Source organism: Acinetobacter sp. CIP 64.2, assembly GCF_000369645.1.
Taxonomy (GTDB): Bacteria; Pseudomonadota; Gammaproteobacteria; order Pseudomonadales; family Moraxellaceae; genus Acinetobacter.
In genome coordinates, this window is sequence record NZ_KB850121.1 from 690,808 (window position 1) to 705,145 (window position 14,338).

The 14,338-nt window shown below is 44.4% G+C and carries 10 protein-coding genes and 2 tRNA genes; 8 read left to right on the plus strand and 4 right to left on the minus strand.

Translation table 11 applies throughout. The annotated features are described in order from the left end of the window. Positions 1 to 39: 39 nt before the first annotated feature. From F895_RS13100 to F895_RS13090, 3 genes are all read right to left on the minus strand, one after another. Positions 40 to 738: a helix-turn-helix transcriptional regulator gene (locus F895_RS13100; protein ID WP_005239951.1), complete on the minus strand. Its 699-nt coding sequence runs from the start codon at positions 736 to 738 to the stop codon at positions 40 to 42. Positions 739 to 813: 75 nt separating this feature from the next. Then, positions 814 to 1,488 (minus strand): HAD-IA family hydrolase, encoded by a 675-nt coding sequence (locus tag F895_RS13095; protein WP_005239953.1) that lies wholly within the window; start codon positions 1,486 to 1,488, stop codon positions 814 to 816. Continuing rightward, entirely contained in the window at positions 1,485 to 2,417 is a 933-nt protein-coding gene (locus F895_RS13090) for an RluA family pseudouridine synthase (RefSeq protein WP_005239955.1), read from the minus strand. The genes F895_RS13095 and F895_RS13090 overlap by 4 nt, the downstream gene beginning before the upstream one ends. Positions 2,418 to 3,206: 789 nt before the next feature. Between F895_RS13090 and F895_RS13085 the strand changes: the two genes are divergently transcribed. The 4 genes from F895_RS13085 (at position 3,207) to F895_RS13070 (ending at position 9,034) form a co-directional block, all read left to right on the plus strand. Next, positions 3,207 to 6,560: an Rne/Rng family ribonuclease gene (locus F895_RS13085; RefSeq protein ID WP_005239958.1), complete on the plus strand. Its 3,354-nt coding sequence runs from the start codon at positions 3,207 to 3,209 to the stop codon at positions 6,558 to 6,560. Between the two features lie 190 nt (positions 6,561 to 6,750). Beyond that, positions 6,751 to 8,592: a long-chain-acyl-CoA synthetase gene (locus F895_RS13080; RefSeq protein ID WP_005239959.1), complete on the plus strand. Its 1,842-nt coding sequence runs from the start codon at positions 6,751 to 6,753 to the stop codon at positions 8,590 to 8,592. A 174-nt stretch (positions 8,593 to 8,766) separates the two neighbouring features. Continuing rightward, positions 8,767 to 8,842: transfer RNA gene (locus F895_RS13075), tRNA-Lys, on the plus strand. 116 nt (positions 8,843 to 8,958) lie between these two features. After that, a tRNA-Lys gene (locus F895_RS13070) sits at positions 8,959 to 9,034 on the plus strand. A gap of 125 nt (positions 9,035 to 9,159) precedes the next feature. Here F895_RS13070 and hemW read toward each other — a convergent pair. After that, the gene (gene hemW / locus F895_RS13065; RefSeq protein WP_005239961.1) at positions 9,160 to 10,314 is read right to left on the minus strand and encodes a radical SAM family heme chaperone HemW; all 1,155 of its coding nucleotides are present in this window, start codon (positions 10,312 to 10,314) and stop codon (positions 9,160 to 9,162) included. A 139-nt stretch (positions 10,315 to 10,453) separates the two neighbouring features. Between hemW and F895_RS13060 the strand changes: the two genes are divergently transcribed. From F895_RS13060 to F895_RS13045, 4 genes are all read left to right on the plus strand, one after another. Then, positions 10,454 to 10,915, plus strand: a complete 462-nt coding sequence (locus F895_RS13060; protein ID WP_005239963.1) for a DMT family transporter — start codon at positions 10,454 to 10,456, stop codon at positions 10,913 to 10,915. A 27-nt stretch (positions 10,916 to 10,942) separates the two neighbouring features. Beyond that, a complete protein-coding gene (locus F895_RS13055; RefSeq protein WP_005239965.1) occupies positions 10,943 to 12,301 on the plus strand; it encodes an MATE family efflux transporter in 1,359 nt (452 codons plus the stop codon). Between the two features lie 197 nt (positions 12,302 to 12,498). Next, positions 12,499 to 13,791, plus strand: coding sequence for an ABC1 kinase family protein (locus tag F895_RS13050; RefSeq protein ID WP_005239967.1), 1,293 nt, complete (start codon positions 12,499 to 12,501; stop codon positions 13,789 to 13,791). A gap of 210 nt (positions 13,792 to 14,001) precedes the next feature. Beyond that, positions 14,002 to 14,256: a type B 50S ribosomal protein L31 gene (locus tag F895_RS13045; RefSeq protein ID WP_005239968.1), complete on the plus strand. Its 255-nt coding sequence runs from the start codon at positions 14,002 to 14,004 to the stop codon at positions 14,254 to 14,256. The last annotated feature ends 82 nt before the right edge of the window (positions 14,257 to 14,338 follow it).

The window sequence follows — 14,338 nt, forward strand, 5'->3', positions numbered from 1 at the left end:
TTGTTTGTTGGTCTTATTTCAATTTAATCGTGTTGTTTGTCAGTTTTTGTCAGTAGTCGAACGGCACACCTCCTGTGTCCACCATTGTTGAAAAAGATGTTGTTTGAATTGTGGATAGAGCTCTTGGCTCAAGGTTAATTGCTGTATACGATCAATCCTAAAATGACGAAACCCTTGGCGTAATTCACACCATGCTGCCAACACAATCCGATCATTAAAATAGCCCAGTGCGAAAGGCCATAAAGTACGGGAACTAATTCGTTGCTGCTCATCCGCATAATCGACAACGATTTTGACTTGCTGACGAATCGACAATCTGACTTGCTCCACCAAGGTTTCATTCACGGGTAACCAGACATTGATGGATCTTAAAGTGGTTTGTTGCAGTAAATGCTGACAATGTTGAGGCAAAACGGCATTCAGTTTGGCCAATACCGACGTTGAAGCCGACTTCAATGCCAGATCAGGAATGTCATTCAGCCAGTTTAAAGCCAAATAAATCGCTTCAATTTCAGTTTCATTCAGTGTCATTGGCGGTAACAAAAAATCTTGTTTGAGCTGAAAACCCAAACCCGCTGCCGCATCAATCCCAACCCCCTGTTCACGTAGGCTTTCGATATCACGATAGACACTACGCTGACTAATCTGCAAACGTTCTGCCAAGACCTGCGCAGTCACGGGATAACGGTATTCGCGGAGCAGCTGTAATAAATGAAGTAAACGGATTGAACGACTCATACGGTCCCTATTGTTATTATGTAGAAAGGGAAAGTAGACCTCCCCCTCCTTGTCCTTTCATCTGATTTGAAGCGCTTAACTTTCAGTTAAAGCCGCCACATTGAGCACACGCTGCAAATACACATGCAGATCTTGAACCGTATGCGCGACAGTTAAGGGCTGATATTGCTGCAAAGTCTCAATACTATGCACCCCATAACTGACCCCGATCCGTGGCATCTTCAGGTTTTGCGCCATTTCCAAGTCATAACTGGTATCACCCACCATAATCGCACGATCAGCTGCCACATCCAGTTCAGTCAAAATCTCCTGCAACATCAAGGGATCAGGCTTGGATTTGGTTTCACTGGCCGCTCGGGTAATATCAAACAGCGCAAGACTATTGGTTTGCACGAGCACACGATCTAAACCTTTACGACTTTTGCCTGTGGCAACTGCGAGTTTTAAACCTTGTTGCTTTAAATCAGCCAATAACTCGGCCACACCGTCAAACCAGACATCACTTTTCGAGTTTGCCACATAGTGATCGGCATAACACTGCAATATATCTTGGTGTAAATCTGGAACTTGTGGAAACAGAATTTGCATGACTTCAGGCAAACCCAAACCGATGATACTTTTGGCCGCCTCATCGGTCAGCGGTTGTTCAAACTGTTGCGCCGCATATTGCAAACTTGCCACAATTTGCCCAACCGAATCGAATAAAGTGCCGTCCCAATCAAAAATCACCAACTCGATATTTGGACTCATTTCTGTTTTCTCAACTGTTCAATCACCTGCTGCATATCCTCAGGCATTGGCGCTTCAATACTTGGATAATTGGGGATATCCAAACGCATGGCATGTAAGCACAAACGACGTGCTTCCGGACCTGTATAGGCCGTGTTATGACCATATTTATCATCTCCAACCAGAGGATGACCAATACTGAGACCATGCACACGAATCTGGTGAGTACGTCCCGAGAGTGGTGATGCATGGATCAAAGTTGCTGATTTAAAACGTTCAACGACTTTCCAGTCGGTTTTACTTGGCTTGCCTTCTTTGGTCACACGCACACGACGTTCGCCATTGGCCAATTCATAACGCAGTAAAGGCGCATCAATCATCTGCCGGTCTAAACTGACCTGTCCTTTCACAATTGCGGCATAGGTCTTTTGAATTTTATGTTCACGCAGTAAGTCCTGTAACAGTTTTAAGGTACTACGCTTTTTACTGATCATCACCAGCCCCGAGGTATCACGGTCAATACGATGGATCAGCTCTAGATACTTTTTGCCTGTGGCTGCACGTAGGGCCTCAATCAGACCATAGGCCACACCACTTCCCCCATGCACGGCAATGCCTGATGGCTTATTGACCACCAGTAAACCTTCATCCTCATACACCACACGGCTCAGTAAACTTTGCGCCACATCATCGCTCACGGGTGCAGCCGTTTCATCCTTTTGTTCATAGCGGATTGGGGCCACCCGAATCTGGTCACCAATATTCAAACGGGTTTCTGCTTTTATTCTTTTTTTGTTTACGCGTACTTGTCCTTCACGAATCAAACGATAGATTCGACTCTTCGGTACACCTTTTAATCGGGTGAATAAAAAATTGTCTATTCGCTGCCCGTCTTGATGCTCATCCACGTCAAACCAAGTGACACTTTGCCATTGTTGTGTAGAATTCATACGCTCGATTTATCCAAGATTTGCTAAATATGATTAAAAAATGATCATTTAGCTAAGTTATTTCACAAGAAACCTAAACTTAGCCCATAGGCAGATGCTGCAAGGTTTGATATATTCAGCGCACGGATACCGCCGTAAGTGAGCATCAAATCAGAAATTTTATTTAGATAAAATTTTAAATCGATGAGATATTCACCCACAACTCGGATAGGTCCTAAAGAATTATGCCGACGCCGAAGGCTTATTATATCGGCAAAATGGCAAACTGTTGCGTTTAATTGTGCATCAGCACATACAGTTTGTTCAGAAAAAATATGTCGCCAGCAATTTGCTGGTTATTAAACGTAAACTGATCCACATCAGACAATTTGCTCCCTGATGTCGCATTCAGGCTAAAGCGTTGATGCATTGGAACTGCCAAGCAGAGATACGATGATCATTCCGTATCAAGACTTCCAGATGGATCGACTTCAATGCTTAATGACAGTGAAAGTCACCATCCAATGCACCGCTCACCCGCCAGTGAAGCGTACAGGTAACTTTGATTATGTCGGATCTAGTGATATTTCTCAGATGTAAGACATGCCATGAAATATCAACAGATTCAAGATTGAAGCAATATTGCTGACATCGAAATAACCGAATCAAAACCCCAGCTGGATATTTACAGCCAGTGGTCTTAGAACTTCCTACACAAAGTTGCTTCTGAGTCTTGATCGCGCCAATTTGATGTTTGCTCAACAATATTGGGCTGATTGTTTGTGTGCATCACTATTAGGTGTCACACCCATGAAACGTATGTTGATTAATGCAACCCACGCCGAAGAAGTTCGCGTTGCACTTATCACTGGTAATCGTCTTTACGATTTTGATTTAGAAAATCGTACACGCGAACAAAAAAAATCAAATATTTATAAAGGTCATGTCACTCGCGTTGAGCCATCTCTAGAGGCGGTTTTCGTTGAGTACGGCGCACAGCGTCAAGGCTTTTTATCAATGCGAGAAATTGCAAACTCGTACTTCAAAGCTGACCCTCGTCAAACTTCAAACATCCGTGAACTCATTACTGAAGGTACTGAATTACTGGTTCAAGTTGAAAAAGAAGAACGTGGCAACAAAGGCGCTGCGCTTTCTACTTTCATTTCCCTTGCTGGTCGTTACTTGGTTCTCATGCCAAATAATCCGAAAGGTGGTGGTATTAGCCGTCAGATTTCAGGTTCAGTCCGCGAAGAACTGAAAGAAATTTTAGCATCTTTAAATGTACCGCGTGGCATGAGCGTAATCGTTCGTACCGCAGGGATTGGTCGTACTCAAGAAGAACTACAACTCGACTTGCAACACTTACTTGACCTTTGGGCACAAATCCAAGGTTCAGCAAGCTCTGGCCCATCGCCAATGTTGGTACATCAAGAAGCAGGTGTAGTGACACGTGCGATCCGTGATTATTTACGTGATGATGTGGCTGAAATCCTGATTGATAGCGAACAAGCCTATAACGAAGCGTACAATTTCGTAAAAGCCGTGATGCCGCGTCAACTGGACAAGTTAAAAACCTATACCTTGAATGAGCCTCTATTTGCTCACTTTGGGATTGAAAGCCAAATCCAGACCGCTTATGAACGTGAAGTTAAACTTCCATCTGGTGGTTCAATCGTGATCGACCAAACCGAAGCTTTGGTTTCAATCGATATTAACTCAGCGAAATCAACCCGTGGTCACGATGTTGAAGAAACTGCGTTAAACACCAACTTAGAAGCAGCCGAAGAAATCGCGCGTCAACTGCGTTTACGTGATATCGGCGGTTTGGTGGTGATCGATTTTATCGACATGACCAAAGACCGTAACCAACGTATGGTTGAAGCGAAATTACGTGAAGCGACACAAAGCGATCGCGCACGTATTCAGTTCGGCCAATTATCACGTTTTGGTTTGATGGAAATGAGCCGTCAACGTTTACGTCCTTCTTTAGAAGAAGCGACTGGTTACGTTTGCCCACGCTGTCATGGTACGGGTATGGTGCGTGACTTACGTTCGTTGTCACTTTCAATCATGCGTAAGGTTGAAGAAATTGCTTTACGTGAACGCCAAGGTGAAGTTCAAGTTGAAGTGCCTGTTGAAATCGCAGCGTTCTTATTGAATGAAAAGCGTCACAGCCTAGTGTACTTGGAGCAGACTTCAAATGTTCGTGTGACGGTATTACCGCATCCACACCTTGAAACACCACACTACCAAATCCAGTTCAATCCAGATGGTTTTGCACCTTCAAGTTATGAACGTACTGAAGCTACCCGCTCTAGCGAAAAAGAATTGGGTTATGAATCTTCAGACTGGCATTTGGAAGATGCAGAGCATCACCATGCACCTGCTGCGCAAAACCAAGCTGCTGCACCACAGAAGAAAGGCGCTGCTCAGCAACAGGCCGCTCAAGCAAAACAACCACAAGTAAGTACGCAAAAGTCAGCTAGCCCTTGCGCTTGGTTAGAGAACCTGTTTGTTCAAAAACAAGCACAAACCACTGATCAATCCCGTTCTGCACAAAATGCAGCGGCAGCGATTGAACAAATGGTGAATAACGGTGCAGTAAGCCGTGGCCAGTTTGGTCAGGTGAACGTACCTGTTGTTCCTGAAACTGCTGCACCAGCGGCAAACAATGCCTATATTTCACAGAATCCTGTGAAACAGGAAACGCGTGAGCAGTTAGAGAAAGACGAAAAACCACATCGTCCGAATCAAAACCAGAAGAAGCGTAAGCACAAAGAGCAACGTGAACAACACGCACATGCACATGCACATGAACAACAAAACCAAGTGCATGAAGAAGTGGTTCAGTTGTCACGTCAGGAACAGCGCCAAGAGCAACGTGAACTGAAACGTCAACAAAAACGTCATCAGTCGCAAGAGCCTCAAAACCAGCAACAGCATCATGATGCAGCTCAAGGCAATGAGAATGCGCCATTGCCACGTCGTGATCGTAATCAACAACGTCCAAATCGCCCAAATCGTCATCGCGATCAAAGCGTGTTAAACGAAGCTCCTGCTACCACTGAAGCACCAGCGAATCCACAACAAGTCAAAGTGGATGTGGTGGATGCACCTCGTGCAGAACCGATGAACACGGCATTAATCGTGAACATTGACCAAGGTCAAAGTGAGATTGTTGCACTGAATCCACAACAAGCTACTACACCTAAAGCAAAGGCTGAGGTTGCCCCTGCTGTTGTTGAAAAAGCTGAAACAAAACCTGTTGCACATGCAGAACCTGTCGTTGCGAAAGAAGCACCAGCTGCGGTCGCAGAAGACGCGGTTCAAGCACCCGTAAAACGTGCCAGCAATGATCCGCGTTCGCGTCGTCGTCAACGTGGTGCTCAAGCATCTCAGAAAGCCGCTGCACCAAAAGTTGCACCATCGCAAATTCCAGCGTTGGGTCAATACACATTAGGTAGCTTGATTCGTCATGTCTATGGTGAAGACTGTACCATCTTGATTGAGCAGTTTGGTTTAATCACGACGTTTAACCGTGCCCTACAAAAGTTTGCTGAGCAATATGCAAGCACTCTCGCTGTAGAAACAACGGTTGCAGAAGAAAAGCGTCCTGTAACACGTGATGCTGAACTTCCAAGCAAAAAAGTAACCGAAGAGGCTGAACCAGCGCCTGTGTTAGCATTAACACCGCCTGAAGCAGCAAGCATTCGTGTTGCCAATGACCCACGTGAACGTCGTCGCTTGGCAAAACTTGCCGCTGAACAAGCAAAAGAAGCTCACATTGCCTCGACTGCTGCTCCAGCAGCGGCTGAAAACACAGAACCGAAAGAAGAAGTGAAGAAAGTCGAAGCTGTCGTTGCAGAAGAAACTATCGCTGTAGCACCAGAACAACAGCCATTGGAACTGGCCAATACAGATGCTGCTCCAGCAGAAGTACCGCCAGTTGAAACGGTTGAACCTGCTGTGGTTGCTGAAGTTGAGCCTGTTGTCGAAGCAGCAACTGAAGCCGTTGAAACAGATCAAGCTGTAGAAAAAGCAGAATCTGTTGCAACCGAGGCAGATTCGGAAGATGAAGCAGCGAAAGCGGAAAAAGAGAAATCGAGCCGCCCTCGCCGTCCGCGTGGCCGTCCACCGAAAAAAGCAACAGCCAGCAATGAGTAATTTGCTAAATTGCACTCAATAAGGCTAAGCCTAGTCATTTCGGTGACTAGGCTTTTTTGTTATTTTGTCAAATTAGGTTGATTGCTCTAGGGACTTACCATTACAAAACAGCATCAACGACAATGGTGTGAATGGTTGTGTTCTTACGGATAGCCATTTTTGGATTGATCGAAAAATAAACAGGATTGATATGAGCCAGACTACGCAGACCGATATTATTACCCTTGGTGATGTCGCTACTCGACTTCCAAACTTCATCACTAAAGTACCTCATATCCTTAATGGTCTTAAACAGGCATATTTACGAACGCCATCTTCTCCCGCAGGTCTAGGGATTGCCTTTGAAAAAGCAGTCAAGCGCAACCCTCAAGGCATCGCACTGTTATTTGAAGATCAAAGTTACAGTTACCAGGCGCTAAATGAATGGGCAAACCAGATTGCACATTACTATTTGTCACTCGGTGCGAAAAAAGGTGATGTGATTGCGGTGATGGTTGAAAACCGTCCTGAACTGATCGCCAGCATTGTTGCTTTAGCAAAAATCGGGGTAACCATTGCCCTCGTCAATACTTCTCAGGTGGGTAAAGTTCTCGCACATAGCATAAACTTGGTCAATCCGATTGCTGTGATTGCCGGTGAAGAAGTGCGTGCCGCCATTGATGAAGCACGTCAAGATTTAAAAGTTGCCCAAGATCGTTTTCACTGGTTTGCCGATCAGGAAACCCGTAAAAATGCAGGTACAGCACCAGAAGGCTACGTCAATCTAGCGCTACAAATTGACCAGTTTCCGAAATTTAATCCATCGACCACACGTACCGTAACCGGTAAAGATGGCTTGTTCTATATCTACACCTCAGGCACCACGGGTTTGCCAAAAGCCGTGATTTTTACCCACAGTCGCTGGACACTTGCTTATGGCACCTATGGCCATATCCTGAACTTAGGTAAAGATGATGTGATGTACGTGACCCTACCGCTCTATCACGCAACTGGTGTGGTGGTGTGCTGGTGTGGTGTCATTGCCGGCAGTTCAACCCTGGCGGTACGTCGTAAATATTCAACCAGTGCGTTCTGGAAAGACGTACAGAAGTTTAATGCTTCTGCGATTGGTTATGTAGGTGAGCTCTGCCGTTACTTAATCGATGCACCAGCAACTGAACAAGATCGTGCCCATCGTGTCACCAAAATGATTGGTAATGGCATGCGTCCAAATATTTGGAGCAAGTTCAAAGAACGCTTTGGTGTCGAAGAAGTACTCGAACTGTATGCTTCAAGTGAAGGAAATATAGGCTTTAGCAATATCTTCAACTTTGACAATACGGTTGGCTTCTCTCCAACCCCGTATGCCATCGTTGAATTTGATAAAGAAAAGAATGAGCCAGTCCGTGACAAGAAAGGCTATTGCAAGAAAGTGAAAACCGGTGAAGTCGGCTTACTTATTGGTAAAATCACCAGCCGCTCTCCATTTGATGGCTATACCGACCCTGAGAAGAACAAATCTGTGATCTTGAAAGATGTCTTTACTCAAGGTGACTCATACTTCAACACTGGTGACTTGGTTCGCGACATCGGTTTCCGTCATGCCCAGTTTGTGGATCGCTTAGGTGATACCTTCCGCTGGAAAGGTGAAAACGTTTCGACCACCGAAGTTGAAAACATGGTCTGCGAATATGAAAAAATCGCTGAAGCCGTGGTCTACGGTGTTGAAATTCCAAATACCAATGGCCGTGCTGGTATGGCCGCGATTACCTTGGTCGACGGTGCAGAACTCAATGATGCGGATTTAAGCGAAATGGTCAACGTATTCAAGAAATGCTTGCCCTCTTACGCAATTCCAGTGTTCCTACGTGTTCAAGAAAAAGTCGAAACCACAGGTACATTTAAATATCAGAAAAATAAACTGAAAGAAGATTCGTTTAATCCAGACAAAACTTCTGAACGTTTGCTGGTTTTATTACCAGGTGCAAATCGCTATTCTGATGTAAATGCTGAGATATTTGACAATATTCAAAGCTATCAGTACCGTTTTTAGTTTATTTTTTAGCTAAACAAGAGGAAATCGTGCTTTTTATAAACAATCATGCAGATGTTTTTAAATTTCCTCTTGTGTTAGCTGAATAAGTTGCTAGAATACGCAACATCAAAACGAAGACGCATTTAGAACCAATTAGTTTCTGTTGCGTAGCATGTTTAAACACTTGCTTATGGGTCGTTAGCTCAGCTGGTAGAGCAGCGGACTTTTAATCCGTTGGTCCCGCGTTCGAATCGCGGACGACCCACCATCTTATGTTTTGATCTTCCTGAAAAGGATTGATAACCGAAAGTTATCAAGATTTGTAAGACTACGCGCTTTGCTTGTCTTGCAATAATTTTAGAGTGTTACTCTAAAATTCTTTCAGGGTCGTTAGCTCAGCTGGTAGAGCAGCGGACTTTTAATCCGTTGGTCCCGCGTTCGAATCGCGGACGACCCACCAAATTCTAAAAAGCCTCATCTTAGTTGATGAGGCTTTTTTATTGTCTACTTAATTTCTTTCAGAAAAATGACTATAGCATTTCAATCGCCTGAAGCATCCATGCTGCAAGCATCACGATAGTTTAATTATAGAAATTCTTCTAAAACCGAATTTAAAAAGATATGCCCCTGCTCAGTACAGGCGATCCGACTCGGATCAGCAAGCAATAATTTTTTCTGGCGTAATGGTTTAAGCCGTGCTTCCAACTCACTCAAATCCAATCCGGTACGCTGGGTATAAAGTTCAGCAGCAACGCCTTGATTTAAGCGCAATGCATTCATCATAAATTCAAAGGGCAATTCGTCTGTCTCGATACGCTTCATTTGCACATGTTCCGCAGGCACTTTGGCTAAATAATCCTTCGGCAAGCGGGTTTTCTGAAAACGATAAACGCCATCTGGTCGGGTAACTTTGCCATGAGCACCTGCACCAATCGCCAAATAATCTCCAAATTCCCAATAATTTACATTATGTGCTGATGGCTTTTCCTTACGCCACGCTGAAACTTCATAATTCACATAACCATTGGCTTTTAAATAGGTCTCACCTTGCGCCTGAATATGCTCCAAAATTTCATCTTGTGGCAATACAGGTTGAGTACGGAAAAAAACGGTATTCGGCTCAATGGTAAGTTGATACCAGCTAATATGCGTTGCACCCTGCTCCACAGCCAATCTAAGATCCGTTAACGCCTGTTGTTCCGTCTGTTGGGGCAAGCCATGCATGAGATCGACATTTACGCGCTCAAAGCCAGCCTGACGCGCCTGTTGAATGGCATCCAGTGCATTATTGGCTGAGTGGATACGACCGAGTCGCTGTAAATGTTCAGGATCAAAACTTTGCACCCCCAGTGATAAACGATTAATACCCACCGCCAGATAATCGGCAAATGGATCATGTTCCACCGTACCCGGATTGGCTTCCAAGGTAATTTCACAATCGGTTTCAAAGTCTAAACGAGCTTTAAGTTGATCAAACAGCCATTGATAACCTTGCGCAGAAATCAGTGACGGCGTCCCCCCACCAATAAATACACTATGAATGGCTCGACCTTGTGCCATTTCAATCTGCGTCTCAAAGTCAGCCACCAACGCAGCCAAATATTGCTGCTCCAGATCTATCGACAATTGTCCATCGGGAACAGCGTGCGAATTGAAGTCACAATAAGGACATTTACGTACGCACCATGGCATGTGGATATACAAGGACAGTGGGATATTTGCAGGATTTAACAGACTCAAGATACAAGCTCAATGAAAGAACTTGATCATTTTAACATGACTCGACTCGGCACGGTTGCAGCTTCAATATTGCATACGGCTTATCATCTCGGGTTTATTCAGTTAGACTGAAAGCATAAAGAACAATTAGACCGATAATATGATGAAAATTTCCAGCCAGTTGCTATTGATTCTGCCCCTTGCTTTAGGGATCGGGATTGCAATGGCTTTTCAGACGGCAATCAATGCACAACTTCGCGAATATCTGAATTCTCCGCTACAAGCCGCCTTACTTTCTTTTTTTATTGGCACCCTGATTCTGGCCCTTCTGGTTTATTTTCAAACTGCAAGCAAACCTAGTTTAACGGAACTTTCACAGATCCCCTGGTTTCTCTGGCTGGGTGGCTGCCTCGGGGTTTATGCAATCAGCATGAGCATTTATACTGCACCCAAACTCGGATTTTTAACCTTCTCGGGTTTGGTTATTTTTGGACAGTTGGTGATTTCCATGTTCATTGATCACTTTGGCTGGTTAGGTACTGAAAAAACACCGATTAACTGGCAACGCCTGTTGGGCAGTATTGTGATTTTTATTGGTGTTTTACTCACACTACAACGCTAATCCCCCATTTTAATAAGAGTATTTTTTGTGTCCCATGTCACAACCAAGCGCTTTGAACTGAAACAGCTGTTCCATTTGATGTTTCCAATCCTGATTACCCAGTTTGCCCAAGCTGGATTAGGTTTAATTGACACAATTATGGCGGGGCATTTGTCTGCCACTGATTTGGCTGCAATAGCCGTGGGTGTTGGTCTATGGATTCCCGTCATGTTGTTATTTGCAGGGATTATGTTAGCAACCACCCCTTTGGTAGCTGAAGCCCGTGGTGCAAGAACCCCTGAAAAAATTCCAACCATTGCCCGCCAGTCCTTATGGGTGGCTGTGATTCTCGGGATTGTAGCAATGTTGATTCTGCAAGGTATGCCCATGTTCCTGCCACTATTGGGCGTACCTGAAAGCTTAATCCCGAAAGCAAGCCTGTTCTTACATGCGATTGGCTTTGGTATGCCTGCCGTGATGATGTATGCGGCGCTACGCAGTTATTCTGAAGCATTGGGGCATCCCCGCCCCGTGACCGCAATTAGCTTGATTGCCTTATTGGTCTTGATTCCGCTGAACTTTATTTTTATGTATGGCTTTGGGCCAATCCCGGCATTGGGCAGCGCAGGCTGTGGTTTTGCAACAGCGATCTTGCAATGGCTGATGTTTATCACTTTGGCCACTTATATTTCCAAAGCCAAAGCCTATCAACAGGCACCGATCTTCACCAAATGGGAAAAACTTGATCCCGTTTGGATTAAACGCATTTTAAAACTGGGTTTACCAATTGGTCTGGCGGTATTTTTTGAGGTCAGCATTTTTAGTACTGGAGCGATTGTACTGGGTCCGCTCGGTGAAAATGCCATTGCAGCCCATCAGATTGCCATTTCAGTCACCTCACAACTGTTTATGATTCCGTTGTCCTTAGCGATTGCCTTGACGATTCGTGTTGGCATGTATTATGGCGAACAAAACTGGCATGCGATGCGTCAAGTACAAATTGTAGGACTGATCACTGCCACGATCTTTGCGGCCTTGACCATGACTCTAATTGCACTTGCGCGTCCCCATATCGTGGCGATCTATACCACGGATATCAACGTGATTCCTGTAGCGATGTACCTGCTCTGGTTCGCGATGGCGTATCAATTGATGGATGCATGGCAAGTCAGTGCAGCAGGTTGTTTACGTGGTATGCAAGACACTCAGGCCCCGATGTGGATTACCTTAATGGCCTACTGGGTCATTGCTTTCCCAATCGGCTTATATCTGGCGCGTTATACCATTTGGGGGGTGGCAGGCGTTTGGCTCGGCCTGATCCTTGGTTTAAGTATTGCCTGTGTATTACTGATCGGCCGTTTATATTTAAATAATAAACGTTTAGCACAACGTGCCCTCAATACATAAAAATTAACCTGCATTGAGCGTTACTGATTCAGGGCAGCATGGACGCTGCTCTTAAACTCATCCTCTCATTCAATACCTCCATTTCCCCCCTTCACAGCATACTTACATCACTTAACATTTTGGTATAGGCAATTTAAGTTTTGTCGCCTATGATCAAAGCATCACTTTGAAACTGGATCACCCGAGGTCAAGTCCATATGGCAAAACATGCAAGCTCTCCCAGTAAGCGTTTTTTCAAACTGGCTGGCATGACCGCAAGTATTGCCAGCAAAAGCGTTGCCAACTCCATCCGCAATCTCACCGCAGATGAAGAACAAAAAAATGCAGCGCGCAGCAAACTGTTTCAAGATATTGGTTTACAGATTGCAGACACCTTGGGTGAGATGAAAGGCGCAGTGATGAAAGTCGGGCAAATCGCCTCGCAATATAAGGATATCTTCCCACCAGAAGTGGCGAAGGCGATTGCTAAATTGCAACGCCAAGCCCCCGCCATGCCTTTTACAGCCATTCAGCAACAAATTGAAAAAGAGTTGGGCAAACCGTTAAACCAGATTTTTAGCTCTTTTGAAACAGAACCCTTTGCGGCGGCTTCAATTGGTCAGGTCCATCGCGCGGTGCTGCCGAATGGACAAGCTGTGGTGGTGAAAGTGCAATACCCCGGGGTGGATCAAGCCTGTGAAAGTGATTTAAAACAGGTCCGTCTGGCTTTACGCTTAATGGGTGTATTAAAGATTGATAAAAAGCTGCAAGATCAACTATTTCAGGAAATCCAAGACAGTTTATCTGCCGAACTGAATTATGAAATCGAAGCACAAAACTTAGAGGTCTTTAAAACCTTCCATGAAAAGCTAGATGATCAGATCATCATTCCGACTGTATATAAGGATTATTCATCACGTCGGGTGCTGACCCTGAGTCTTGAACAGGGTGAATCGATTGAAACCGCCAGCACATGGTCGGTGGAAACCCGTAATCAAATCGGTCGTCGCCTGATTCGGGCCCTAGGGCAGGAAATGTTTTTCTTGAAACGGTTCCATTGTGACCCACATCCAGGCAATTTTGCTTTCCGTGAAGATGGTAGCGTGATTATTTATGATTATGGCAGCGTTAAGACCCTTTCACCTGAAATCATTCAGCACTTTAAAGCACTGGTCAATGCCGCTCGCCAAGAGGATATTGCTCAACTGGAAGATTTACTGGTTGAACTGCATTCGATTGCCGAGAAACAAAAATTCCCGACTGAACTGTATACACAATGGATTGAAATCCTGTTACGCCCGTTAAGCACCCATTATGACTTTGCCGAGAACTCATCACATCACGATGGCATGCTGTTGGTGAAAAAATCGTTAAAATACTGGGATGTGTTTAAGCCTTCCCCAGATACCTTAATGGTCAACCGAACCATTTCAGGGCATTACTGGAACCTGATCCACCTCAAAGTACATGATAATCTCAATGATTTATTTGAAGAACTGGTTCCGAACTAAACGTCATAACAATGCCAATCAGATGATTGGCTTTTTTATTTCAGTTATATTCAATAACTTAATCAATTAATAGGCTTATACAAAGCTCCATTTTCCATACTTGCTGATTCATTTTTTACACATAAATTCCAAAAAAACTTGAAATGAATAAGATTGACGGCATGTATTGTTATGTTATAACATTTCTATAAACAATAGGAGTCCTTCAAAATGCGTAAAGATATCCACCCCGCTTATCAACAAGTCTTGTTTCACGATACCAATGCCGATGCTTATTTCTTGATTGGCAGTACGCTTCAGACCAAACAAACCAAAGAATATCAAGGTCAGGTCTATCCTTACGTTACCCTTGATATTTCCAGTGCTTCGCATCCGTTTTATACAGGTGAAGTTCGCCAAGCCAGTAATGAAGGCCGCGTCGCAAGCTTTAACAAACGCTTTGCGCGTTTCAACCGTAAAGGTTAATTTTCATTTAAGTTTCACACATTAGGCTGTAAGCATTAGAAGTCTAAGACTATCTCTCCTCCACTTAGACTTCTTTTTTTAT

Excerpts from the sequence above, each read along its gene's own strand:
- F895_RS13090 (WP_005239955.1), bottom strand. The coding sequence starts at position 2,417 with ATGAATTCTACACAACAATGGCAAAGTGTCACTTGGTTTGACGTGGAT.
- F895_RS13100 (WP_005239951.1), bottom strand. The coding sequence starts at position 738 with ATGAGTCGTTCAATCCGTTTACTTCATTTATTACAGCTGCTCCGCGAA.
- F895_RS13080 (WP_005239959.1), top strand. The coding sequence starts at position 6,751 with ATGAGCCAGACTACGCAGACCGATATTATTACCCTTGGTGATGTCGCT.
- F895_RS13085 (WP_005239958.1), top strand. The coding sequence starts at position 3,207 with ATGAAACGTATGTTGATTAATGCAACCCACGCCGAAGAAGTTCGCGTT.
- F895_RS13060 (WP_005239963.1), top strand. The coding sequence starts at position 10,454 with ATGATGAAAATTTCCAGCCAGTTGCTATTGATTCTGCCCCTTGCTTTA.
- F895_RS13045 (WP_005239968.1), top strand. The coding sequence starts at position 14,002 with ATGCGTAAAGATATCCACCCCGCTTATCAACAAGTCTTGTTTCACGAT.
- F895_RS13050 (WP_005239967.1), top strand. The coding sequence starts at position 12,499 with ATGGCAAAACATGCAAGCTCTCCCAGTAAGCGTTTTTTCAAACTGGCT.
- F895_RS13095 (WP_005239953.1), bottom strand. The coding sequence starts at position 1,488 with ATGAGTCCAAATATCGAGTTGGTGATTTTTGATTGGGACGGCACTTTA.